Below are 23,337 nucleotides of genomic sequence, written 5' to 3'. Positions count from 1 at the left end.
GTTTGGGGACCTAGGCCGGGAGCCCGATGTCGCGCAGCGCGCCGACCACAAGATCGCAATAGCCTTGCGGCAGCGGCGGCATTCCCAGTTGCACCTCCGACACCGTGAGTTCCGGATATCGCTCCCGCAGCGCGCCGAAACTTCGACGGGCTGCGGACTTGCCCCCGCCAAGCACGTAGGCGGGACACAATGTTCGATGCACCCAGATCGCCGACGGATGCTCGATCAGCGCGCGCTCCTGCCAGCCGGCAGCTTCCACATAATTGCCCGCCTTGAAATGTGCACAGCCGATCCCGACCATGCTGTTGAACGCAAGGGAGTCGTGCGGCGCGAGGTCGAGCGCGATCTTCAAACGTTCGATGGCAGATTCGGGTTCGCCTCGATAGACGTCGATCCACCCACTGCGGCTCCACGCCCAGGCCGACCCGCCGTCCACCGACAGCGCCTTGCGAATGACCAATTCGGCGGAATCGAGGTCGTCGAGCAACGTCAGGGCGTTACCGAGCACCGCAAGCACGATTGCGTCGCCGGACAGCACCATTGCCTTCCGCGCCAGGTCAATGCTTCGAGCCCGCTCCGCCTGCGCCGCCGTGGTGAAATGATAGACCACACGCTGAATATGCGCCCAGGCTGCCAACGCCGTCGCCAGCGCGTGCTTGGGATCCTGGTCCATCGCCCGTTCCAGCAATTCGAGGGCACGCGAGTTGCCGTCGGCGTCGAGGGAGAGAACACCCGGCATGGCTCGGAGAGCGAGGTCATGCGGACTGAGGTCGCTGTCCGGCTTCCGTAGCGCGCGATCAACCTCGGCAAGACGCAGGCACGGCTGAAGCGCCGCGGCAATCCGCGCGGCGAGCTGTTCCGGGATGGAGTCGTCATCGAGAGCGCCGTCGGAGCGATACGCCCAGAGCTGGCGGCCAGTTCCGGTCTCGATCAGCCGCAACGTCAGGTGCATCCGCGCACCCGATCCTCGCATCGCGCCGGCCAGATGATAGCGCGCCGTGCGCTGCTTGCTTACAACGGAAATTCCGGCGCGCGTGAGCGCAGTGGCGAGATCGTCGGTGACGTTGGCCGCCACCTCACCGTGTTCCGCACAAGCCTCGATCGGGCCAAAGGCGACCGTCGGCCGATCGCAAGGCAACACGAGGAATGACGGGAACGACGCGAGCGCGGCAACGACCACGGCCTGCCGCTTCAGGGTCTGGGATGGTGCCTCGCCATAGCGGCGGCGATACGCGACGGAAAAACGCCCGAAGTGCGTGAAGCCGCAGCGCAGCGCTACATCCATGACCCTGGCGCAAGGCAAACCCTGCAGCAGCTCACGCCGCGCGCGCTCGAATCTGATGTCGCGGAGCATGGTGCCCGGCGTCTTGCCGAGAAACGCCAAAAATTGCCGTTGCAGCGTCCTGCCGCAGGTGCCGGCGACAACGGCCAACTCCGTCACACGCCAGTTGCGCGCGGCATTCTCATGCATGGCATCAAGCGCGCGACGAACGCTGCGCGGCAGCGGCGATGCCGTAGAAGGACGGATTTGCTCCGCAATCATTTCAGAAACCCCGAAAACCTCGATCATGGGTCTCGACCCCACGCGAAAAAGTTCATGATCGGGATAGCCGTGTCGCAAACTGGATAGCTGCCGGCCGGACCGCGGCCTACACCCCGGCCTCGCCAAGATGGCAAAGCCCGCAAGCTTCGAAGGAGGCACAACCATGATGACGCCGACCGCCGCCCACAGCCATCAGCCCGGCCAGATCGACCTCGGAGCGCTGAAGGCCCGCCAGCATGGTGCATGGTCCTCCGGCGATTATGCCGTCGTTGGCACCACTTTGCAGATTGTCGGCGAGCAGCTTTGCGAGGCCCTTGATATTCGCTCGGGACAGCGGGTTCTCGACGTCGCCGCCGGAAACGGCAATGTCACCCTCGCGGCGGCCCGTCGCTGGTGCGATGTCGTCTCCACCGACTATGTCCCGAGCCTGCTCGAGCGCGGCCGGCTCCGCGCCGCCGCGGAGGGCTTGTCGGTCGAGTTCAAGGAAGCGGACGCGGAGGCGCTGTGTTTCGGCGACGCAGTTTTCGACGTCGTGGTCTCGACCTTCGGTGTGATGTTCACACCCAATCAGGACGTCGCCGCGACCGAACTGCTCAGGGTGTGCAAGAGCGGAGGCAAGATCGGCCTAGCCAACTGGACGCCGGAGGGCTTTATCGGGCAGGTCTTCAAGACGCTCGGCAAGTACCTGCCGCCGCCCGCCGGCGCAAAATCGCCGGCGCTGTGGGGAACCGAGCCGCGCATCAGAGAGATGTTTGGACCCTCAGCCAGCTCGGTTAAGGCCGAACGACGCAATTTCGCATTCCGCTACCGATCACCTGAGCATTTCCTCGACGTCTTCAAGAGTTACTACGGCCCGATGCTCAAGGCTTTCGCGGCGCTCGACGCGGCGCACCAGCAGGGACTGAGAGACGATCTTCTCGCGCTGATCGCCCAAATGAATCGCGCCGAAGACGGCACCATGATCGTTCCGAGCGAATACCTCGAAATCGTGATCATCAAGCGCTGATGACGACTTGGTAGAGCAGTGACAGCGGTCCCGTCAGGCCGCCGTCGCTGCTGGCCGATTCGCCGCACTTGTCGGCGCGACGCGTCTGGTTAGGCTAGACCCTCGTGCGGCCGCGCGCCAATCCGACCACCGCCGACACCAGGAACAGCAGGATGGCGATGAAGAAGATCGCCTTGGCGATTTCGATGGAGGCGCCGGCGATACCGCCGAAGCCCAGAATGCCCGCGATCAGGGCGACGACCAGGAATGTGACGACCCAGCTCAGCATGACCAAAACCTCCGCTTCGTTTCGCTTCCTCGCCCGGACCGATGCCCGGCGCACTGCCTGTTGAAACAAGCCAGAGCGGAAACGCAGGTTCCTGACCGCGAACCCGCGAAATTTTCTCCGACATCAGGAACCAAATTCTCGGCAAAAGCCGGCCCGCGGCTATCAGATAAAACCTGTCAAAACAGCCGGCGAGGCCCTATATGGCCTTCAATCCCTGCTAAGAAGGCTCTCCTTCACCATCCCGCGGTGCCATCGTGGGGCCTAAGACGATTCGCGCATGACCGAACCGAGCAAACTGCCTCATCACGGCGTTCCCGAGCACCAGCCTTTGGCTGGCGGCATCGCCGCGCGTGCGCGGGCGGCCGCCGGTCCGCAATATCTCAGCGGCCTCAATCCGGAGCAGCGCGAGGCGGTCGAGACGCTCGACGGCCCCGTGCTGGTGCTCGCCGGCGCCGGCACCGGCAAGACCCGGGTTTTGACCACGCGGATCGCGCATATCCTGAGCCAGGGCCGTGCGCGGCCGCAGGAAATCCTGTCGGTGACCTTCACCAACAAGGCGGCGCGCGAGATGAAGCTGCGCCTCGGCCAGATGCTGGGACAGGCGGTCGAGGGCATGCCGTGGCTCGGCACCTTCCACTCGATCGGCGGCCGCATCCTGCGCATCCATGCCGAGTTGGTTCAGCTCAAATCCAACTTCACGGTGCTCGACGTCGACGACCAGGTCCGGCTGTTGAAGCAGTTGCTGAAGGCCGAGAACATCGACGACAAGCGCTGGCCGGCGCGGATGCTGGCTGGGCTGATCGACAGCTGGAAGAACCGCGGGCTATCGCCGTCGCAGGTGCCGGCAGGCGAGGCCGCCTCGTTCGGCAACGGCAAGGGCGGCAAGATCTATGCGACCTACCAGGAGCGGCTGAAAATCCTCAACGCCGCCGATTTCGGCGATCTGCTGCTGGAGAATATCAGGCTGTTCCGCGAGAACCCCGATGTGCTCCGGTCGTACCAGAACCGCTTCAAGTTCATCCTGGTCGACGAATATCAGGACACCAACGTCGCGCAGTATCTGTGGCTGCGGCTGCTGTCGCAGGCGCCGTCGCGACAAGGCGTGCCGCTTTCGGCCGTGATTCCGGGGCATGTCGACTCCTCCGTCATTCCGGGGCGCATCGAAGATGCGAACTCTGTTGCGCAATCGCGCACCGGAGAATCTAGAGGTAAAGAGGACTCAGCTCGAGACTCCGGGTCTGGTCCTGCGGACCATCCCGGAATGACGCCGGGACAATCTCAACAGCCATTGAAGAACATCTGCTGCGTCGGCGACGACGACCAGTCGATCTATGGCTGGCGCGGCGCCGAGGTCGACAACATCCTGCGCTTCGACCATGATTTTCCCGGCGCCAAGGTGATCCGGCTCGAGCGCAATTATCGCTCCACCGGCCACATCCTTGCCGCCGCCTCGCATTTGATCGCGCATAATGAAGGCCGGCTCGGCAAGACGTTGCGCACCGAGGATGTCGACGGCGAGAAGGTCACCGTCACCGGCTCCTGGGATTCGGAAGAGGAGGCGCGCGCGATCGGCGAGGAGCTCGAGGAGCTGCAGCGCGCGGGTGAAAACCTCAACAATGTCGCCATTCTGGTCCGCGCCTCGTTCCAGATGCGCGAGTTCGAAGATCGCTTCGTCACGCTCGGCCTGCCCTATCGCGTGATCGGCGGCCCCCGATTCTACGAGCGTGCCGAAATCCGCGACGCGCTGGCGTATTTGCGCACCATCAACTCGCCGGCCGACGATCTCGCCTTCGAGCGCATCGTCAACGTGCCCAAACGGGGGCTCGGCGATGCCACCGTGCAGATGCTGCACGACCATGCCCGCAAGCGCCGCATTCCGCTGTTCGAGGCGGCGCGCGCCGTGGTCGAGACCGACGAACTAAAGCCGAAGGCGCGCGGGTCGTTGCGCGAACTCGTCATGCAGTTCGACCGCTGGCGCGCCCAGCGCGAGGTCACCTCGCATACCGAGCTCGCCGAAATCGTGCTCGACGAGAGCGGCTATACCGAGATGTGGCAGAAGGACCGCTCGGCGGACGCCGCGGGCCGGCTGGACAACCTCAAGGAACTGGTGCGCTCGATGGAGGAGTTCGAGAACCTGCAAGGGTTCCTCGAACACATCTCGCTGGTGATGGACCGCGACGGCGGCGCCGACGACGAGGCGGTGTCGCTGATGACGCTGCATTCGGCCAAGGGCCTGGAGTTCGACAATGTGTTCCTGCCAGGCTGGGAGGAGGGCCTGTTCCCGAGCCAGCGCACGCTGGACGAGCAGGGCCGCGCCGGGCTCGAGGAGGAACGCCGCCTCGCCCATGTCGGGATAACCCGCGCCCGCCGCCGCGCAAAAATCTATTTCGCGACCAACCGCCGCATCCATGGCACCTGGTCGACCACGATCCCCTCGCGGTTCCTCGACGAACTGCCGGCGCACAATGTCGAGATCACCGAATCGAAGGGCGGCTCCGGCTGGGGCGGCAGCGGCGGCTATGGCGCATCGCGGTTCGACGATATGGAGGCGTTCGGCTCGAGCTACTCGACCCCGGGCTGGCAGCGCGCCCAGGCCAATCGCAACCGCGGCCAAGCGCGCGGTGGCGGCAGTGGCAGCGGGTTCGAGGAGCGGCAGTCGTCATTTCGGGGGTCGCGAAGCGATACCTCAGGCTCGCGCAGCGGTGCCTCCGCCTCGTCGGGCGGCTTCGGACAGGCCAAGCGCGGCCCGATGGTGATCGAGGGCGAGCTGGTGGCGAAATCCACGGGCACGACGTCCGACTTCGCGCTGGAGGACCGCGTATTCCACCAGAAATTCGGCTACGGCCATGTCGTGAAGATCGACGGCAACAAGCTGACCATCGCCTTCGAGAAGGCCGGCGAGAAGAAGGTGGTCGACAGCTTCGTGGAGCGGGCGTGACTAAAGTCACTCCTCTCTTCGTAGCCCTTGACCATCGCTGATTTCATGGGTTCAGATGGCCGCATGGTCCGGGGAGTTTTTTTCCTTTTTGTCATCGCGCTCACTGCGCCGTCGCTGGCGGCCGCGGAGACGATGAGCTTTGGCGATGCGGCAGCGGCGCTTGCCAAGAGCTGCGGCGCCGACATCACCGCCAATTGTCGCGGCGTCAACCTCGACGCCAGCCGCCTCAAGGAATGCCTGTCGCGCAACCGCGACGTGATATCGGCCGATTGCAAGGCGGGCTATCCCTCGACCCTCGACGCGATCCAGAAGCGGATCGCGGCGCGCGTTACCGTTGCCAACGCCTGCGCCCGCGAGATCGTCAAGGTGTGCGGCGGCTCGACCAAGGAAACCAGCAAGTCGGTGCCCTGCCTCGTGACGGCCAAGGGCGCGAGCCGCAACTGCACCCAGGCGATCATCGATGCGGGGTATCAGTGATGCGTCGGCTGATTCAAGGCCTGCGCGAGGTCGGCATGCTCGGCACGCTCCTGCTGCTGGCGACGCCGCTGCTTCCGGCGCATGCGCAAACGGCGGTGACGCGCGACGACGTCATCGCCAAGCTGGATCATTTCGAGACGGCCGCCGATCTCGACATCCCCGCGCTGCGTCAGCAGACCGCCGAACGCTCGAAGTCCCGCGGGAAGAACGAGCCGCCGCCGCAAAAGCGGCCGCCGATCGCACCTGATCTGGCCAATCTGCCGACCTTCAATGTCGACGTCCAGTTCGACGTCGACACGCCGATCGTCCTGCCGGGGTCCTACCAGACCGTCGGCCGGATCGCCGATGCCCTGAACCACGCATCGCTGTTGCCCTACACATTCCTGATTGTCGGCCACATCGAATCGACCGGCCGGCGCGAGAACAACGTGCTGCTGAGCCAGCGCCGGGCCGACGCCATCAGGGACATCCTCGTCAACACCTTCAAGGTCGCCCCGAAACGCCTGCAGTCGGTCGGGCTCGGCGAGGAACAATTGCTCGACCCCGCGCATCCCAACGCAGCGGTCAACAACCAGCTGCAGATACTGACCGTCGCCAAAGTGGCCGAGACCGAGCCAGCCGCGCATCCCGCGCCGGCCGCTGCGGCCAAGAAGCCCGCGAAGAAGAAGCACTGAATCGGCTTTCGCGCCGCGCCGCAGAATAAATTTCTGCCCCATTGGGTGATTGCAGAACGGATTGATCGTCCCTATCTGCCGTTAACCCCCCGCCTTCCCCGGGCCGCCATTTCGCGCCCCCACCCCCCACATCATCGCTCCGCCCATGTCGCCGATCATCTCCGTTTCCAATCTCTCGAAAACCTACGGCTCCGGTTTCAAGGCGCTGAACAACATCAATCTCGACATCGTCAAAGGCGAGATCTTCGCGTTGTTGGGCCCCAATGGCGCCGGCAAGACCACGCTGATCAGCATCATCTGCGGCATCGCCAATCCGAGTCAGGGCAAGATCCTGGTCGATGGCCACGACATCGCCAGCGACTATCGCGCGGCGCGATCGATGATCGGGCTGGTTCCGCAGGAACTGCACACCGACGCGTTCGAGACCGTATGGGCCACGGTCAGCTTCAGCCGCGGCCTGTTCGGCAAACCGAAGAACCCCGCCCATATCGAGAAGGTGCTCAAAGACCTGTCGCTGTGGGACAAGAAGGACAACAAGATCGTCACCCTGTCCGGCGGCATGAAGCGCCGCGTGATGATCGCCAAGGCGCTGTCGCACGAGCCGCAGATCCTGTTCCTCGACGAGCCCACCGCCGGCGTTGACGTCGAGCTGCGCAAGGGCATGTGGGAAGTGGTGCGCGGCTTACAGGCCGCCGGCGTCACCATCATCCTGACCACGCATTACATCGAGGAAGCCGAAGAGATGGCGGACCGCATCGGCGTCATCAACAAGGGCGAGATCGTCCTGATCGAGAACAAGGCGTCGCTGATGCAGAAGCTCGGCAAGAAGCAGCTGACGCTGCACCTGCAGAGCAAGCTCGACGCCGTGCCGCCGGCGTTGGCCGCCTACAATCTCGAACTGTCCGGCGACGGCCGCGCAGTGACCTATGACTACGACACCAAGGGGGACCGCACCGGCATCACCAGCCTGCTCAGCGATCTCCGCAACGCCGGCATCCGGATCTCCGATCTCGATACCAAGCAATCCTCGCTTGAAGACATTTTCGTCAACCTGGTGAGGGCGCCATGAACTACCGCGCAATCCGGGCCATCTATCTGTTCGAAATGGCGCGCACCTGGCGCACGCTGCTGCAGAGCATCGTCTCGCCCGTGGTGTCGACCTCGCTGTATTTCGTGGTGTTCGGCGCTGCGATCGGGTCGCGCATCACCCAGGTCGAGGGCGTCAGCTACGGCACCTTCATCGTGCCGGGGCTCGTCATGCTGTCGGTGTTGACGCAGAGCATCTCCAACGCCTCGTTCGGCATCTACTTCCCGAAATTCGTCGGCACGATCTACGAGATCCTGTCGGCGCCGATCTCCTACTACGAGATCGTGATCGGCTATGTCGGCGCCGCCGCCACCAAGTCGATCATCCTCGGCCTGATCATCCTGGCCACTGCCGGACTTTTCGTCCCGTTGCATATCAACCACCCGATCTGGATGCTGACCTTCCTGGTGCTGACCGCCGTCACCTTCAGCCTGTTCGGCTTCATCATCGGCATCTGGGCCGACGGCTTCGAGAAGCTGCAGATGATCCCGATGCTGGTGGTGACGCCGCTGACCTTCCTCGGCGGCAGCTTCTATTCGGTGAACATGCTGCCGTCGGGCTGGCGGACTCTCACGCTGCTCAATCCGGTGGTCTATTTGATCTCCGGCTTCCGCTGGAGCTTTTACGAGATCGCCGATGTCAGCGTCGCGCTGAGCCTCGCCATGACGATCGGCTTCCTGGTCATCTGCATGGCCGCCGTGGCGTGGATCTTCAAGACCGGATATCGGCTGAAGAACTGACTTGCGAAAGCAAGTCATTCCGGGGCGCGCCCAAGCGCGAACCTCAGATGCGCAATTGCGCATCGGGGAATCTCGCGTCACGATCAGAGATCTGAAGCCACAATCTCGAGATTCCGGCTCATGCTCCGCATGCCCCGGAATGACTGCCTATCCATAACAGCGGAAATGACCGTAGCTGTTGTAGTAGCCGCGGCAACCGTGGCGCCGCCAGCCGCGGTTCGGGAGCCCGAGGACGCCGTTGACCGCGCCCATGGCGCCTCCGACACCGGCGCCGACGGCGCCGCCGACCACGCGGCCAACCGGTCCGGCAGCCCGGTCGCCTTCATAGGCCCCTTCCTGGGCGCCGCGGACGATGCCCTGGGCATGGCCGGCATGGGGGAGCGCCAGCAGCGCCAAAGCGAGAGCTGCGCCGGCAAGCAGGTGCCGCGCGAACTGGCCGGCTGGAGCGACGGCCGCGGTCTTGACCTTGGTCTTGTTCATCTTGATTCCTTGCAACGCGCCGCGATGGCGACGCCGGGCGGGACCATGAAACGCCCTTGCGGCCAAATGGTTGCGTGTTCGCGACCAATCGAGGCCGATGTCGCGGCCCCGCTCGCGAAAAAGTCAGGACGCCGCGACCGACAAGCCCGTCTTCGGCCTTGTTTGCGCCGCGCGCTGGATTAACGATGGGCTAGCGCGCCACTGGAACCAAGGCTGTATTCCGTGCATATTAGGTGCCGGGGGACGGAGAGCCGCGGCGCCGCGATCAGGCCTGGAGGCCAAAAGTAAAATGCGTTCGTTCCTCGTTGCTGTCACCAGTTTGATGCTTTTCACCGCCGGCGCAGCGCAGGCGAAGGTCGATATCACCATCGACAAGGACAATCAGCAGATGACCGTCGCGGTCGATGGCATCGAGCGCTATCACTGGCCGGTCTCGAGCGGCATCCCCTCCCGCGAAACGCCGAACGGCAGCTTCCGCGCTTTCCGGATGGAGGAGGATCACTACTCCAAGGAATTCGACGACGCGCCGATGCCGCATTCGATCTTCTTCACCAAGGTCGGGCACGCGATCCACGGCACCGACTCGGTCAACCGTCTCGGCACGCCCGCCTCGCACGGCTGCGTGCGGTTGTCGCGCGACAACGCAACTACGCTGTACGCGCTGGTCGAAAAGGAAGGCGTGCTCAACACTACGGTGACGCTGACCGGCTCGGCGCAGGTCGCGATAGCGCGCAATCCGCGTCCGCGCAACGGCACTGCCGTCGCCCGCAGCGCACCGCAGCAGCAGGTTGACCAGCAATACAGCGCCGCCGGCGAGCCGGTGGTACTGACGCCGCAGCCGCGCGTTTATCCGGCGCAGCCGCGCACCGACGACGGCTATATCTATCCGGCCGACGGCAACTCGAGCGACCAGCGCTACCCCGCACCGCCGTCGTCGCGGACGACCCGTCGGGTCTACGACGCGCAAGCCTACGGTCAGCAAGGCTACGCTCAGCCAGGCTACGGCCAGCAAGGCTACTACGGCCAGCAGCAGTACTACGGCAACCAGGGCTACGCGCCCGCGCCGCAGGGCTACTATCAGCCACGGCCCACTTATCAGCAGCAGCGCGGCTTCTATCAGGACTGAGACGCGACCGCTCCCCAGCTGACGGCGCCGTGACGACAGCGCGCCGTCAGTTCCTCCGGCCCCCGTTCACCTGCTTGTGACCCTTCAAAGCCGTTGCCGCGTTCACACGCCGTGGCTCGTCGTCGCGTTGTCATCGGATTGTAAAAATAGCCCTTTAATCGGCAGCGATAGCGCCGCTGGGCCTTTTTGGAGGCCATGTGATGCGGAGTGCCTGTTGAATCAGAGCCAGAGCGCGTCCACGCTACGCAAGATCAGAGGTCACAATGAAACGAGGCATCGTCGTCCTTTGCCTGTGCACTGTCGCGATCGCTGCCTACTACTCGGCGGACCGCTGGGCCATCCGCCACACGACGCTGACATTTCATGACGTCCTGCGCGACGACCGCGACGTGACGGTCGACATCGCGGTACGCCGCGACAAGGAAATGCAGGCCCTGGCCGAGATGATCGAACTGCCGGTCGCGATATTGAGCCATGGCAACACCGTCAAGAACACCGAGTATTCATTCCTCACCAACGTCTTCGCCTCGCGCGGCTACCTCGTGATCAGCGTTCAGCACGACCTCGACACCGATGCTCCGATGGTGACCCGGGCCGGCGAGGAATATGCCGGCCGCCGCATGCAATATAATCGCGGCGTCTTCAACATCATGGCTGCGATCGACGAGATCAAGAAGCTCTATCCCAACGCGAATTATCAGCGCCTGACGATGATCGGCCATTCCAACGGCGGCGACATCTCGATGTTCTTCGCCAAGCAACATCCCGACCTGGTCAAGAAGGTCGTCACGCTGGACAATCTGCGCGTCCCCTTCATCACCGACGGCAAGATCAAGATCCTCTCGTTCCGGTCGAAGGATCCGGTGTTCAAGGCGGACCCGGGCGTCGTGCCTGACGATGAGATCTGCGCCAAGGCCGGCATCAAGGTGGTCAGGACCGAATTCCAGCACAACGATCTCAGCGATCGCGGTCCTGACAACGTCAAGTCGTCGATCCAGGCGAAGGTGCAGGAATTCCTCGACGAAGACGAGGGCCAGCAACCGACGATGCCGCTGCTCACTGCGGCGGCACCAAGCCAGGACCACTTACCGGGCCAGGACAAGCCGGCGACCGTCGACAACAAATGACCGACGGTCGAAGCTACTGCTCGCCGTCGCGCAGGCGGCGGTAGACCGCACCCAGCACGTTCGAATAGTCGTCGGTCCAAACCCGCTGGTTTTCGTCGGCCTCGGTCTCGGCCCAGACGTCCGATGATGCGAGCTTGCCGACATCGGCCTCCTCGCGCGCCGAAACCACGACCGAGGTCGCGAAGATATACTCATTGTCGCGGCCGGAATCCTCGCTGTAGACCCAGCTCTTCATCTCGTTGGCGTCGGCGATGCCGACGATGACGCTGGCGAGCTCGAGATGCCGGTTGGAGACGTGCATCACGACCGCGCCCTGCGGCGCCAGCTTCTGCTTGTAGATCGCCATCGCCTCTTCGGTCGCGAGGTGGATCGGGATCGCGTCCGACGAATAGGCATCGACGATGATCAGGTCGTAGACGCCGTCGGGCTCCTTGGTGAAGGTCAGCCGCGCATCGCCGATGACGGGCTTCAGGTTCGGTTCGCAGTTCTGGATGTAGGTGAAGTATTTCGGATCGCGCGCGGTATCGACCATCGACTGGTCGATCTCGAAGAATTTCCAGTCTTCGCCGGGTTGTGACGCGCAGGTCAGCGTGCCCGAGCCGAGCCCGATCACCGCCACTTTCAGCGGCGCGCCCTTGCGCTCGCGGATCGCCGTGATCGCCTGCCCGATGCCGCCGTCCTTGTGATAATAGCTGATCGGCTCCGGCCGGCCGGTCACCGGCGTGCCGTCGTCGTTCTTGAATTTCTCGGCGCCGTGGATCGTGGTGCCGTGCATCAGCACGTGATACTGCCCGTTCGGCGTCACCACGATCTTGTGCACGCCAAAGAAGCTGCGCACGGTTTCGACGCGGCCGTCGTCGGAGGGATAGGCGCGCAGCAGCACCAGCGCGACGGCGACGGTGGCAAAGATCTTCCAGCGGCTGGCGCTCAGCGCAAGTGCCAGCAGCGCGGAGAGCACGCCGACCGCGCCGATCACCCAGACCCGCCAGTCGTCGAGCCAGTTGAAGACGTTGCCGGTCGAATAGGACGGCGCGATCAACGCAACCGCCAGCACCGCGAGGAACGGCCAGTACCAGGCGCTCCAGCGCGGCAGCCGCTCGGCGCCGCCGGGCGGGCGGCACAGCGCCGCCAGCGCCAGCAGGATCGGATATTCGGCGACCCATGAGAAGGTGAACGGTGCGATCAGTCCTGCGAAGATGCCGCCGATCATGCCGCCGAACGACAATGCGACATAGAAGCCGGTGAGATATTTCGCGGCCGGGCGCGTGCGCGCCAGCTCGCCGTGACAGGCCATCGCGATGATGAAGAAGCAGAGCTGATGGCCGCCGAGCGTCAGCAGCAGATTCTGCTCGCCGCCGACCGCCAGCAGGATGACGACGCCGGCGAGAGCCAGCGGCTGGGCCAGCAGCATCCATCTGTGCGGCAGCAGTGGCCGCGACTGGAACACCAGCACCCAGGTCAACAGATACAGCGAGAGTGGCAGCACCCAGAGCAGCGGCGCGGCGGCAACGTCGGTCGAGATATGCGCGGTGACCGCGATCAAAAGGCCTGACGGCACCGCCGCGAGGAAGATCCAGCGCGCCCGCACCGTCCAGGACGGTGCCGGCGCAGCCGCATCGTCAACCTGCAGGTTGAGCGCGCCTGCATTGGCCGGCGAGCGCAGCAGCAGCGTGCCGCAGCCCGCGATCAGCACGATCAGGAGGCCATAACCGCCGGTCCAGATCAGGTTCTGGGTGCGCAGGGTGAACATCGGCTCCAGCAGCACCGGATAGGACAACAGCGCCAGGAAGCTGCCGATGTTCGAGGACGCATAGAGGAAATACGGGTCGGGGCCGTTGGGGTGGCCGGTGCGCACGAACCAGGCCTGCAGCAGCGGATTGTTGGCGGCGAGCGCGAAGAACGGCAAGCCGATCGAGACCGCGAACAGGCCGAGCAGCCAGAACGCATAGCCCGAGGTCGGCGGCTCGCCCCAGCCGCTCTTGATCGCCAGCGGCAGCGTCAGCAGCGCGATAACAAGCAGCAGCAGATGCACCACGACCGGAAGCACGCGGTTCTTGAGCTTCATCAGCAGATGCGCATAGGCATAGCCGCCGAGCAGCAGCGACTGAAAGAACACCATCGCCACCGACCACACCGCCGGCGAGCCGCCGAGCCGCGGCAGCACCATCTTGGTGAACAGCGGCTGCACCGAGAACAACAGCAGCGCGCTGACGAAGATCGCGGCGGTGTAGACGACCAGCACCAACCGGTTTCGCGAGGCGGACGGCTCAGAAATCATGGAAGCTCCGGCATGGACCCGGCGGGCGCCGGACACGGATGGCCGGACGGCAGCGCGCCGGACGGTGTGAGTTGAGCATATGGCATCAGGACGGGCAAGAAACCGCACTCACGCGGACTTGACGAAGCGCCGCTGCGGCGCGACGACAGATTGTCATCCCTCCTTCTTGAAGCGGACATGAACGAAACTGACGTCGTCATCATCGGCGCGGGGCACAACGGCCTCACCTGCGCGGCGTATCTCGCGATGGCGGGCTTGCGGGTCCGCGTCGTGGAGCGACGCAAGGTGGTCGGCGGCGCCGCCGTGACCGAAGAGTTCGTCCCGGGCTTCCGCAATTCGGTCGCCGCCTACACGGTGAGTTTGCTCAATCCGCAGATTATTGCTGACCTGAAACTTGCCGATCACGGCCTCAGAATCGTCGAGCGCCGCGCCCAGAATTTCCTGCCCGCGCCCGACGGCAGCTATCTCTTGACCGGCGAGGGCCGCACCGCGGAGTCGGTGGCAAGATTGAGCCCGCGCGACGCCGCTGAAATCGACGTGTTCTCGCGGGAGCTCGAGGCGATCGCGGATGTGCTGCGCCAGTTCGTGCTGCGCGCGCCGCCGAATGTCGTCGAGGGTTTCGGTATCGGTGCGGTGAGCGAGGCCTTCAACGCGCTCGGCAGCGCCAATAGGCTGCGGCGGCTGTCGCTCGAGCAGCAACGCAGCCTGCTCGATCTGTTCACGCGCTCGGCCGGCGAGATGCTCGACGAGCGCTTCGAGAGCGATCTCGTCAAGGCGCTGTTCGGCTTCGACGCCATCGTCGGCAATTATGCCAGCCCCTACGCGGCCGGCTCGGCCTATGTGATGCTGCACCACGCCTTTGGCGAGGTGAACGGCAAGAAGGGCGTCTGGGGCCACGCCATCGGCGGCATGGGTGCGATCACGCAGGCGATGGCGCGTGCCGCGCGCGGCCATGGAGCCGAGATCGAGACCGACGCCGGCGTGCGCGAGGTCATCGTCGAGAAGGGTCGCGCCTGCGGCGTCATCCTCGACAATGGCGAGACCATCCGCGCCAAATATGTTGCCTCCAACGTCAATCCAAAACTGCTCTACACACGGCTGGTGCCGGCGGGCGCGCTGGCGTCCGAATTCCTCACACGGATCTCACGCTGGCAGAACGGCTCCGGCACGTTCCGGATGAACGTCGCGCTTACCACCCTGCCCTCGTTCACCGCGCTGCCCGGCCCCGGCGATCACCTCACCGCCGGCATCATCATCGCGCCTGATCTGGGCTACATGGATCGCGCCTGGCGCGATGCGCACGATTTCGGCTGGAGCCGCGCACCTGTCGTCGAGGTGCTGATCCCCTCGATGCTCGACGACTCTCTCAGCCCGCCCGGCCAGCACGTCGCGAGCCTGTTCTGCCAGCACGTCGCGCCGCAATTGCCGGACGGCAAATCCTGGGACGATCATCGCGAGGAGGTCGCCGATCTCATGATCGCGACGGTTGACCGATACGCCCCCGACTTCGCGAGTACTGTGATCGGCCGTCAGATCCTGTCGCCGCTCGACCTCGAGCGGCGGTTCGGCCTGCTCGGCGGCGACATCTTCCACGGCGCACTGACGCTGAACCAGTTGTTCTCGGCACGCCCGATGCTCGGCCATGCCGATTACCGCGGGCCTCTGAAGGGCCTCTACCATTGCGGCTCCGGCGCCCACCCCGGCGGCGGCGTCACCGGCGCCCCCGGCCACAATTCCGCGCGGGCCATCCTGGCGGACCATCGGAGGCTGTTCTCGTAGGGCACGCGCTCGGAGACGCGGCCGCCGCCCGCGGCAACCTGTGGATAGCTTGTGGAGAAGCGGTGGACTGGTCCTGTACAGGTCTCTGGAGTTTTCCCCGGAGGAGTGGTGAAAAACACTGTGGATCGGCTGTGGAATGCTGGCCAATAACCTCGCCACAACGCCCATGGTATCCTGTTGATAGGTTGGGGTCGGCTTTGTGAACATCCGGTACTGTCAGCTGATGCACTACCCGATCCTCGCGATAATCGAATGAAATCTGAGTTGAAATCATAGCAAAAACCGCGCTACCGGCATGCGATGACACCCTCCACACATCGCGCCAGCGTCATGCTGACAGACGAATTGACCGGAAAACGCGTGATTGACGCATTGTCCGAGGCGATTTTCGACGATTCTGCGGCTTTCACGGCGTTCGAACGGCCCGATGGCCGTTGGGCTGTCACAGTCCATTTTGCCGACCCGCCGGACCAGGCGCACTTGCGCGAGCTGGTCGGACAGGCCGTGGGAGCTGATGTCGCGGCCGCCATGACCTTCGACACCGTGGAAGCAAAGGACTGGGTGAAGGCGTCGCTGGAAGACCTCGTCCCGGTCTCGGCCGGCCGTTTTGTCGTCCACGGCCAGCATGACCGGACGCGAGTTCCACCGAACAAGATCGGCATCGAGATCGAGGCGGCGCTCGCCTTCGGCACCGGGCATCACGGCACCACGCGCGGCTGCCTGTTGCTGCTCGACCACGTGCTGAAGGCGTATCACCCGCGCCGCGTGCTCGATCTCGGCACCGGGACCGGCGTGCTGGCGATCGCCGCCGCCAAGGCGATGCACGCCAAAGTGCTGGCAAGCGACATCGACCCGCTATCTGTGCGGGTTGCCGAGGAGAACGCCAGGCTCAACGGGGCTGGACATTTGCTTGATGTGATCAGCGCCACCGGCTTTGCGGCACCGCAATTTGCCGCGGACGGGCCGTTCGATCTCGTGCTTGCCAACATCCTCGCCAATCCGCTGCGGCAGCTGGCCGGTCCGATGGCGCAGCACCTTGCGGCGTCGGGGCAGGTCATCCTGTCGGGCCTGCTGACGCACCAGGCGCCGGCGGTCATCGCTGCCTACCGCGCCCGCGGGCTGGTGCCGCTGCGGCATGTCAGAATCGAGGGCTGGAGCAGCCTGTTGCTGCGCGCGGTGAAATGACCTCAACCGGCAGACAGTGCGGCGACTGCACGCTCTGCTGCAAGGTAATGGCGATCGAGCAACTGGCAAAGCCGGCCAACGCGTGGTGCCCGCATTGCAAGCCGGGGCGCGGCTGCCAGACTTACGCGAACCGTCCGGCGGAGTGCCGGTCGTTCGGCTGCGTCTGGCTGGTCAATGACCGGCTGGAGGAGCACTGGAAACCAAGCCGATCCAAGCTTGTCCTGACCACGTCGGAAGATGGCCTCGAGGTCAGATGCGACCCCGGTTTCCCCGACGCCTGGCGCAAGCAGCCGTTCCGCAGCGAGATGCATCAATGGGCGCAGTCCGGCGAGCCGCTCGACATGACCATCGTCGTCATCGTCGGCCAGCGAATGACGCTGCTGACGCCCGACCGCGAGTTTGATCTTGGAATCGTCGGCCCCGACGAGCGGATCGTGCGGGAACTCGAGGGCACGAAGGTCGTCAATGCGACCGTGGTGAAGGCATCCGACCTGGCGAGGTGATTGCGATCTGTTTGGAAGGCTATTCGGGCTTTGCAGGATCGCGGCTGATAATCACGACCTTGCCCTGCTTCAGCGAGCGCCGGACGCGTGCCTCGACGAAGCGGTCCAGGATCTGGACGATGACACCGCGCTGCTTCTGTTCGATGGGCGGGATCGGCCCGCGGCGGACCGGCGGCGAGATCTTCTCAAAGCTGAATGCAGGCATCGTGCATCTCCTCGCCATTGAGTTGAGACACTCCCGGACACTCCCGATATTTCTGACGAACGATTTGCCGTGGAATTCGTTCCGTCTTTCTAATGGTTATGCCACGATTCAAGCATAAGTTATGCCAAATTGTGATCATGCCGGCCGCATTGCGGACTTGTCCACCTGAACCCAAGTCCACCCGAAGGCATGATCCGGACCGGTGGAAACCGGTTTTCCCGCGCGACAAACGCGGCGCGTTTGCGCCAAGATGCTGCTCAATCCAACGAGAGTGCCGATGTTCGAAGCCCATTTCCAGACATTCGAAGAACCCGAAAGCGGCGTGGCGCTGACCGCGCGCTTGAGCGCCTTCCGCGAGGAGCTGGTGCGCCGCAAGCTGACGGGCTTCGTGATTCCCCGCGCCGACCAGCAGCAGAATGAATATGTCGCCCCCGCCGAGGAGCGGCTGGCCTGGCTGACCGGCTTCACCGGATCGGCGGGGCTGGCGATCGTGCTGACCAGGGAAGCCGCAATCTTCGTCGACGGCCGCTACACCCTGCAGGCCGGCAAGCAGGTCGACCGCAAGGCGTGGGAGGTCGAACCGCTGGTCGATCCGCCGCCGGAGCACTGGCTGACCCGACACCTCGCGAGCGGCGACCGCCTCGGATTTGATCCGTGGCTGCACACGTCGGCGGCAGCCGAACGTCTCGCCGCCGCCTGTGCCAAGGCCGGTGCAGAGCTGGTCGCGGTCGACAGCAATCCGGTCGACACGGTCTGGACCGAACGGCCGGCACCGCCGCTCGGCCCGGTCACGATCCACGGCGCGCAATTCGCCGGCGAGATCGAGGCCGAAAAGCTCAAGCGCATCCGGCTCGAGATCAACAAGATCGGCGCCGATGCGCTGGTGCTCTCCGACAGCCATGCGGTGGCCTGGGCCTTCAACATCCGCGGCGCCGACGTCTCGCATACGCCGCTGCCGCTGTCCTACGCGCTGGTGCCGAAGGAGGGCCGGCCGCTGGTGTTCATCGATCACCGCAAGCTCTCCAATGCGACGCGCGACCATCTCGAGCAATCCGCCGATGTCGAGGAGCCGGCGGCGCTGACAACAAAACTCACCGAGCTCGCCAAGCGCGGCGCCTCGATCGCGCTCGACAGCGCGACCGCGGCGGATGCCTTGAGCCGCCTGATCTCGGGTGCCGGTGGCAAGCCGGTGCGCGGCAGTGATCCGGTCAGCCTGTTGAAAGCGGTGAAGAACCTCACCGAGATCGACGGCACTCGCACCGCGCACCAGCGCGACGCGGTGGCGCTGACGCGTTTCCTCGCCTGGATCGACCGCGAGGCGCCTTCCGGCGGACTCACCGAGATCGACGCCGTCGAGGCGCTGGAGACGTTTCGCCGCCAGACCGGCGCGCTGAAGGATGTCTCGTTCCCGACCATCTCCGGGACCGGGCCGAACGGCGCGATCGTGCATTATCGTGTCACGCGCAAGAGCAACCGCCGGATCGAGCCCGGTGATCTGCTGCTGATCGATTCCGGCGCGCAATATCAGGACGGCACCACCGACGTCACCCGCACCATCGCGATCGGAAAGCCGACCGACGAGATGCGCGACCGCTTCACCCGCGTGCTGCGCGGCCATATCGCGATCGCGCGCGCGATCTTCCCCGACGGCACCACCGGCGCGCAGCTCGACACGCTGGCACGGCAATATCTCTGGCAGGCCGGCGTCGATTTCGAGCACGGCACCGGCCATGGCGTCGGCAGCTATCTCAGCGTGCACGAAGGGCCGGCGCGGATTTCAAAGCTCGGCAGCACGCCGTTGAAGCGCGGCATGATCCTGTCCAACGAGCCCGGCTACTACAAGACCGACGCCTACGGCATCCGGATCGAGAACCTCGAACTCGTCATCGGCACCGACATCGCGGGCTCCGAGAAGCCGGTCAACGCATTCGAGACGCTGACCCTGGCGCCGATCGACCGCCGGCTGATCCATACGAGCATGCTGAGCGCAGGCGAGCTGAACTGGCTCAACGACTACCACGCCCGCGTCGTCAGCGCGGTGCGCCCGCATCTCGACGACAACGCCACCAAGCTGTGGCTCGACGAGGCGACGGCGGAGTTGAAATAGAAGTCGTTACGTCCGAGCACTGTTCCGCGCACTCAGTGTCATCCCCCGCGCATGCGGGGGACCCAGTACGCCGCGGCCTATCGTTTAAGCAATCACTGCCTCTGGAATACTGGGCCCCCCGCTTTCCCGGAGGACGACAGCGGAGGTTGTGGCGCAACGCGTGTTGCCTCACGAGACAATGAGACGGCAGTCTCCCGAAACGCATGGCCGCATGCCGAAACACGCGTATTCCGCCCGACTGAGATCGCTACAGTCCGACTAACAACATTGGATCGGACCTGAATGCACGGCGTGATGGGCAAGCCGCCCGACGCGGGTACGGATAACCTCGCCACTTCGAAGGTCATGCTGCTGATGCTCGTCGTGATGACGGGCGTGGCGCCGATCTCGCTCTATATGCTGGTGCCGGCGCTGCCGGTGCTCGCGACCACGTTCGGCCGCGACATCTCCGTCGCGCAGATGACGGTGTCGCTCTACATGGTCGGCATCGCCCTGTCGCAGCTGATCATGGGGCCGCTGTCGGACAAGTTCGGCCGCCGCCCGGTGCTGCTCGCCGGTCTCGGCCTGATGGTCGTGGCTGGTGGCGGCTCGGTGTTCGCCGAGACCCTGCCGCAGCTGATCGCGGCGCGCTTCTTCCAGGCGCTCGGCGGCGCCAGCGGCATGGTGATCAGCCGCGCCATCATCCGCGATCTCTATCCGCGCGAGCGGGTCGGCGCCATGATCAGCCTGGTCGTCGCCGCGCTGATGATTGCGCAGATGGTGAGCCCGCTGACCGGCGGCCTGCTCGAGACCGCGTTCGGCTGGCGCGCGATCCTGTTCCTTATCACCGGCGCGTCGCTGACGATCACGATCTTCATTGCACTGGCCTTGCCGGAAACCCGTCGCGACCGCGCCGACAGCTCCAGCTTTCGCGGCGATCTCGGCAAGCTGCTGCGCAACCGCGCCTTCGTCGGCTACATGCTGTGCCAGGTGCTGGCCTCGCAGATCATCTTCGCCTTCGCCGGTGGCGGCCCCTATATCGTGGTGACGCAGATGGGCCGGACCAGCGCCGAATATGGCGCGTGGTTTGCGTGCACGGGCTTCGCCTACCTCGTCGGCAATCTGCTGTGCGTGCGCTTCGCGCCGCGGCATTCGCTGGAGCGGCTGATCTGGTTCGGCCTGGCGCTGCAATTGGGCGGCAGCCTGTTGAACCTGATCTGGAGCTTTACGGGATTCAACCAGGCGCCGCTCTGGCTGTTCGGCACCCAGATGATCGTGATGGTCGCCAACGCCTTCGTGATGGCCAATTCCGCCGCCGGCGCCATCAGCATCCGCCCCGAGGCCGCCGGCACCGCCTCGGGCGCGATGGGATTCCTGCAGCAGGGCATCGGCTCGCTGATCTCGCAATTCGGCGCCTATCTCGGCGGCCACTCCGCCACCACGCTGCCGCTGACTTCGGCGCTATTCGCGATCTCGATCGCCTGCGCCTGCACGATGATCTTCATCGTGCCACGGCGAACGATCGTGGTCAGCGAGGAGCTGATCGAGCAGGCGGAGGAGGAAGAACAGGGGATGATGTGACTTGTTCGTCATTCCGGGGCGATGCGAAGCATCGAACCCGGAATCTCGAGATTCCGGGTCTGGTCCTGCGGACCATCCCGGAATGACGCCATATCACTCCCCAATCAGATGCAGCCACTCGTCTTCGGTCAGCACCGCAACGCCAAGCTCACGCGCCTTGGTCAGCTTGGAGCCGGCTTCCTCACCGGCCACCAGATAATCCGTCTTCTTCGACACCGAGCCCGCGACCTTGGCGCCGAGCCGTTCCGCCACCGCCTTGGCCTCGTCGCGGGTGAACTTGGTCAGCGAGCCCGTGAACACCACGGTCTTGTCCGAGACCGGCGAACTCTTGCGCGGCTGCTCGGCCGGCTTCACCTCGATCTCGCGCAGCAACTCACCGAGCGCCTTGACGTTGCGCGGCTCGGCGAAGAACTCGACCACGGCGTCCGCGACGATCTCGCCGATGCCGCCGATATTGTTGAGGTCCTGATAGGCCTCGGTGGTGTTCTCTTCGTCCTTGCTTCCCTCGGCCGCGGCCAGCATCGCGTCACGGAAATTGTCGATGCTGCCGTAGTGCCGCGCGAGCAGCTTGGCATTGCCTTCGCCGACGTGACGGATACCCAGCGCAAAGATCAGACGATGCAAATCGATGGTTCGACGCGCGTCGATCGCGTCGAACAGGTTGCGCACTGAGGTCTCGCCGTAGCCTTCACGCTCCATCAACTTGCTGGTCGAACGCTTGTCCCGCTCGCGCAACGTGAAGATGTCGACCGGCGACATCACAAGACCGTCTTGATAGAATTCCTGGATCTGCTTGTCGCCGAGGCCATCGATATCGAAGGCCAGCCGCGACACGAAATGCTTCAGTCGCTCCACCGCCTGCGCGGGGCAGATCAAGGCGCCGGTGCAGCGGCGCACTACCTCGTCCTCCTCGCGCACCGCATGGCTGCCGCAGACCGGACAGGTATCCGGAAACTTGTACGGTTTTGCGCTTTTCGGCCGCTTGTCGAGCACCACGCTGACGACCTGCGGAATCACGTCGCCCGCGCGTTGCACGACGACCGTGTCACCCTCGCGGATATCGACGCCATCGCGGATCGGGCTGCCGTCATTGCCGGTGCCCTTGATGTAATCCTCGTTATGCAGTGTCGCGTTCTGCACCACCACGCCGCCGACCGTCACCGGCGCCAGCCGCGCCACCGGCGTCAGCGCGCCGGTGCGGCCGACCTGGATGTCGATGCCGTTGAGGACAGTGGTGGCCTGCTCGGCCGCAAATTTGTGCGCGATCGCCCAGCGCGGGCTGCGCGAGACGAACCCGAGACGGTCCTGCCAATCGAGCCGGTCGACCTTGTAAACCACGCCATCGATGTCGTAACCGAGCGTGGCGCGCTCCTCGCCGACCTTGCGGTAGAACGCGAGGACATCTTCGACATCCTTGCACAGCGTGATCAGCGGATTGACGACGAAGCCGGCTTTGTCCATCCATGCCAGCATGCCGTGCTGGGTATCGGCGGGCCGCTCGCTGATCTCGCCCCAGGTATAGGCAAAAAACTTCAGCGGGCGCGAGGCGGTGATCGAGACGTCCTTCTGGCGCAGCGATCCCGCCGCCGAATTGCGCGGATTGGCAAAGATGGTGTCGTCGGCTTCGGCTTGCTTCTTGTTCAGCTCGAGAAAATCCTTCTTGAGCATGTAGACTTCGCCGCGCATTTCGCAGGCTGCCGGAATATTCCGGCCCTTCAAATGATGCGGGATGTCCTTGATGGTGCGAACATTGGCGGTGACGTCTTCGCCGGTAAAGCCATCGCCGCGCGTCGCCGCGCGGACCAGTTCGCCGTTCTCGTAGCGCAACGACAGCGACAGCCCGTCGATCTTCGGCTCGGCGACGAGCGCTGGAATCTGCTCGGCATCGAGCTTGAGGAAGCGTCTGATGCGCTCGACGAACTCGGTCACATCCTCGTCGCTGAAGGCATTGCCGAGCGACAGCATGGGAACGGCGTGCTGCACCTTGGCGAAACCGCGCGCGGGCGCGGCGCCAATTTTTTGCGACGGAGAATCCTTTGCGACAAGATCGGGAAACCTCGCCTCGATCGCCTCCAGCCGCTGGCGCAGCGCGTCATAGGCTGCATCCGACACCGTCGGCGCATCCTTCTGATAATAGCGCTCGTTGTGGCTCTCGATTTCGAGCGCCAGCCGCATCAGTTCGACCTTGGCCTGAGCCTTGGTGAGCTTGGCGACGTCGACCAGCGCTTTCTTCGCCTTGGTGGCCATGGGAACA

At 64.6% G+C, this 23,337-nt stretch carries 19 protein-coding genes; 13 read left to right on the top strand and 6 right to left on the bottom strand.

The window, feature by feature from the left end:
* Positions 1 to 10: 10 nt before the first annotated feature.
* Positions 11 to 1,570, bottom strand: coding sequence for a helix-turn-helix domain-containing protein (locus UP10_RS09785; RefSeq protein WP_197086772.1), 1,560 nt, complete (start codon positions 1,568 to 1,570; stop codon positions 11 to 13).
* A 136-nt stretch (positions 1,571 to 1,706) separates the two neighbouring features.
* On the opposite strand from UP10_RS09785, the gene UP10_RS09780 reads away from it, so the two are divergent.
* Positions 1,707 to 2,549 (top strand): class I SAM-dependent methyltransferase, encoded by an 843-nt coding sequence (locus tag UP10_RS09780; protein WP_502692174.1) that lies wholly within the window; start codon positions 1,707 to 1,709, stop codon positions 2,547 to 2,549.
* 94 nt (positions 2,550 to 2,643) lie between these two features.
* Here the strand turns inward: UP10_RS09780 and UP10_RS09775 are convergent, their stop codons facing one another.
* Entirely contained in the window at positions 2,644 to 2,817 is a 174-nt protein-coding gene (locus UP10_RS09775) for a DUF1328 domain-containing protein (protein WP_044536078.1), read from the bottom strand.
* 277 nt (positions 2,818 to 3,094) lie between these two features.
* Here UP10_RS09775 and UP10_RS09770 point away from each other — a divergent pair, with 277 nt between their 5' ends.
* The 5 genes from UP10_RS09770 to UP10_RS09750 all read left to right on the top strand — a co-directional run bounded on the left by UP10_RS09770 (position 3,095) and on the right by UP10_RS09750 (position 8,733).
* Positions 3,095 to 5,755 carry an ATP-dependent helicase gene (locus UP10_RS09770; protein WP_044587101.1) on the top strand — a complete coding sequence of 887 codons (2,661 nt, stop codon included), beginning with the start codon at positions 3,095 to 3,097 and terminating at the stop codon, positions 5,753 to 5,755.
* Between the two features lie 63 nt (positions 5,756 to 5,818).
* Entirely contained in the window at positions 5,819 to 6,232 is a 414-nt protein-coding gene (locus UP10_RS09765) for a hypothetical protein (RefSeq protein ID WP_044587100.1), read from the top strand.
* Complete coding sequence (locus UP10_RS09760; RefSeq protein ID WP_197086771.1) at positions 6,232 to 6,906, top strand: OmpA family protein; 675 nt, start codon at positions 6,232 to 6,234, stop codon at positions 6,904 to 6,906. Before UP10_RS09765 ends, UP10_RS09760 begins: the two co-directional genes overlap by 1 nt.
* A gap of 145 nt (positions 6,907 to 7,051) precedes the next feature.
* Entirely contained in the window at positions 7,052 to 7,975 is a 924-nt protein-coding gene (locus UP10_RS09755; protein ID WP_044587098.1) for an ABC transporter ATP-binding protein, read from the top strand.
* Positions 7,972 to 8,733 carry an ABC transporter permease gene (locus UP10_RS09750; RefSeq protein WP_044587097.1) on the top strand — a complete coding sequence of 254 codons (762 nt, stop codon included), beginning with the start codon at positions 7,972 to 7,974 and terminating at the stop codon, positions 8,731 to 8,733. The genes UP10_RS09755 and UP10_RS09750 overlap by 4 nt, the downstream gene beginning before the upstream one ends.
* 147 nt (positions 8,734 to 8,880) lie before the next feature.
* On the opposite strand, the gene UP10_RS09745 is transcribed toward UP10_RS09750, so the two are convergent.
* Positions 8,881 to 9,213, bottom strand: coding sequence for a hypothetical protein (locus UP10_RS09745; RefSeq protein ID WP_044587096.1), 333 nt, complete (start codon positions 9,211 to 9,213; stop codon positions 8,881 to 8,883).
* A 289-nt stretch (positions 9,214 to 9,502) separates the two neighbouring features.
* Here UP10_RS09745 and UP10_RS09740 point away from each other — a divergent pair, with 289 nt between their 5' ends.
* Positions 9,503 to 10,339 carry a L,D-transpeptidase gene (locus UP10_RS09740; RefSeq protein WP_044587095.1) on the top strand — a complete coding sequence of 279 codons (837 nt, stop codon included), beginning with the start codon at positions 9,503 to 9,505 and terminating at the stop codon, positions 10,337 to 10,339.
* A 263-nt stretch (positions 10,340 to 10,602) separates the two neighbouring features.
* Positions 10,603 to 11,466 (top strand): alpha/beta fold hydrolase, encoded by an 864-nt coding sequence (locus UP10_RS09735; RefSeq protein WP_044587094.1) that lies wholly within the window; start codon positions 10,603 to 10,605, stop codon positions 11,464 to 11,466.
* 13 nt (positions 11,467 to 11,479) lie between these two features.
* Here the strand turns inward: UP10_RS09735 and UP10_RS09730 are convergent, their stop codons facing one another.
* On the bottom strand, positions 11,480 to 13,744 hold the full coding sequence (locus UP10_RS09730) for a spermidine synthase (RefSeq protein ID WP_044587093.1): 2,265 nt from the start codon (positions 13,742 to 13,744) through the stop codon (positions 11,480 to 11,482).
* A gap of 177 nt (positions 13,745 to 13,921) precedes the next feature.
* On the opposite strand from UP10_RS09730, the gene UP10_RS09725 reads away from it, so the two are divergent.
* The 3 genes from UP10_RS09725 (at position 13,922) to UP10_RS09715 (ending at position 17,211) form a co-directional block, all read left to right on the top strand.
* Positions 13,922 to 15,523 carry a phytoene desaturase family protein gene (locus UP10_RS09725; RefSeq protein WP_044587092.1) on the top strand — a complete coding sequence of 534 codons (1,602 nt, stop codon included), beginning with the start codon at positions 13,922 to 13,924 and terminating at the stop codon, positions 15,521 to 15,523.
* Positions 15,524 to 15,823: 300 nt separating this feature from the next.
* Positions 15,824 to 16,708, top strand: a complete 885-nt coding sequence (locus UP10_RS09720; protein WP_044587091.1) for a 50S ribosomal protein L11 methyltransferase — start codon at positions 15,824 to 15,826, stop codon at positions 16,706 to 16,708.
* The gene (locus UP10_RS09715; RefSeq protein ID WP_044587090.1) at positions 16,705 to 17,211 is read left to right on the top strand and encodes a hypothetical protein; all 507 of its coding nucleotides are present in this window, start codon (positions 16,705 to 16,707) and stop codon (positions 17,209 to 17,211) included. Before UP10_RS09720 ends, UP10_RS09715 begins: the two co-directional genes overlap by 4 nt.
* 19 nt (positions 17,212 to 17,230) lie before the next feature.
* On the opposite strand, the gene UP10_RS09710 is transcribed toward UP10_RS09715, so the two are convergent.
* Entirely contained in the window at positions 17,231 to 17,416 is a 186-nt protein-coding gene (locus UP10_RS09710; protein ID WP_044587089.1) for a hypothetical protein, read from the bottom strand.
* A 277-nt stretch (positions 17,417 to 17,693) separates the two neighbouring features.
* Between UP10_RS09710 and UP10_RS09705 the strand changes: the two genes are divergently transcribed.
* A complete protein-coding gene (locus UP10_RS09705; RefSeq protein WP_044587239.1) occupies positions 17,694 to 19,523 on the top strand; it encodes an aminopeptidase P family protein in 1,830 nt (609 codons plus the stop codon).
* Between the two features lie 282 nt (positions 19,524 to 19,805).
* Entirely contained in the window at positions 19,806 to 21,083 is a 1,278-nt protein-coding gene (locus UP10_RS09700; RefSeq protein WP_044587088.1) for a multidrug effflux MFS transporter, read from the top strand.
* A gap of 93 nt (positions 21,084 to 21,176) precedes the next feature.
* On the opposite strand, the gene ligA is transcribed toward UP10_RS09700, so the two are convergent.
* Complete coding sequence (gene ligA, locus UP10_RS09695) at positions 21,177 to 23,330, bottom strand: NAD-dependent DNA ligase LigA (protein WP_044587087.1); 2,154 nt, start codon at positions 23,328 to 23,330, stop codon at positions 21,177 to 21,179.
* Positions 23,331 to 23,337: the final 7 nt, after the last annotated feature.

This window comes from Bradyrhizobium sp. LTSPM299 (assembly GCF_000938235.1).
Classification (GTDB): Bacteria; Pseudomonadota; Alphaproteobacteria; order Rhizobiales; family Xanthobacteraceae; genus Bradyrhizobium.
Note: the sequence above shows the minus strand (reverse complement) of the source record. Positions and strands in the feature narration are given on the sequence as shown.

Bases quoted from the DNA above. Each gene is read 5' to 3' on its own strand.
- UP10_RS09785 (WP_197086772.1), bottom strand. From the start codon at position 1,570: ATGATCGAGGTTTTCGGGGTTTCTGAAATGATTGCGGAGCAAATCCGT.
- UP10_RS09780 (WP_502692174.1), top strand. From the start codon at position 1,707: ATGATGACGCCGACCGCCGCCCACAGCCATCAGCCCGGCCAGATCGAC.
- UP10_RS09775 (WP_044536078.1), bottom strand. From the start codon at position 2,817: ATGCTGAGCTGGGTCGTCACATTCCTGGTCGTCGCCCTGATCGCGGGC.
- UP10_RS09770 (WP_044587101.1), top strand. From the start codon at position 3,095: ATGACCGAACCGAGCAAACTGCCTCATCACGGCGTTCCCGAGCACCAG.
- UP10_RS09765 (WP_044587100.1), top strand. From the start codon at position 5,819: ATGGTCCGGGGAGTTTTTTTCCTTTTTGTCATCGCGCTCACTGCGCCG.
- UP10_RS09760 (WP_197086771.1), top strand. From the start codon at position 6,232: ATGCGTCGGCTGATTCAAGGCCTGCGCGAGGTCGGCATGCTCGGCACG.
- UP10_RS09755 (WP_044587098.1), top strand. From the start codon at position 7,052: ATGTCGCCGATCATCTCCGTTTCCAATCTCTCGAAAACCTACGGCTCC.
- UP10_RS09750 (WP_044587097.1), top strand. From the start codon at position 7,972: ATGAACTACCGCGCAATCCGGGCCATCTATCTGTTCGAAATGGCGCGC.
- UP10_RS09745 (WP_044587096.1), bottom strand. From the start codon at position 9,213: ATGAACAAGACCAAGGTCAAGACCGCGGCCGTCGCTCCAGCCGGCCAG.
- UP10_RS09740 (WP_044587095.1), top strand. From the start codon at position 9,503: ATGCGTTCGTTCCTCGTTGCTGTCACCAGTTTGATGCTTTTCACCGCC.
- UP10_RS09735 (WP_044587094.1), top strand. From the start codon at position 10,603: ATGAAACGAGGCATCGTCGTCCTTTGCCTGTGCACTGTCGCGATCGCT.
- UP10_RS09730 (WP_044587093.1), bottom strand. From the start codon at position 13,744: ATGATTTCTGAGCCGTCCGCCTCGCGAAACCGGTTGGTGCTGGTCGTC.
- UP10_RS09725 (WP_044587092.1), top strand. From the start codon at position 13,922: ATGAACGAAACTGACGTCGTCATCATCGGCGCGGGGCACAACGGCCTC.
- UP10_RS09720 (WP_044587091.1), top strand. From the start codon at position 15,824: ATGACACCCTCCACACATCGCGCCAGCGTCATGCTGACAGACGAATTG.
- UP10_RS09715 (WP_044587090.1), top strand. From the start codon at position 16,705: ATGACCTCAACCGGCAGACAGTGCGGCGACTGCACGCTCTGCTGCAAG.
- UP10_RS09710 (WP_044587089.1), bottom strand. From the start codon at position 17,416: ATGCCTGCATTCAGCTTTGAGAAGATCTCGCCGCCGGTCCGCCGCGGG.
- UP10_RS09705 (WP_044587239.1), top strand. From the start codon at position 17,694: ATGTTCGAAGCCCATTTCCAGACATTCGAAGAACCCGAAAGCGGCGTG.
- UP10_RS09700 (WP_044587088.1), top strand. From the start codon at position 19,806: ATGCACGGCGTGATGGGCAAGCCGCCCGACGCGGGTACGGATAACCTC.
- ligA (WP_044587087.1), bottom strand. From the start codon at position 23,330: ATGGCCACCAAGGCGAAGAAAGCGCTGGTCGACGTCGCCAAGCTCACC.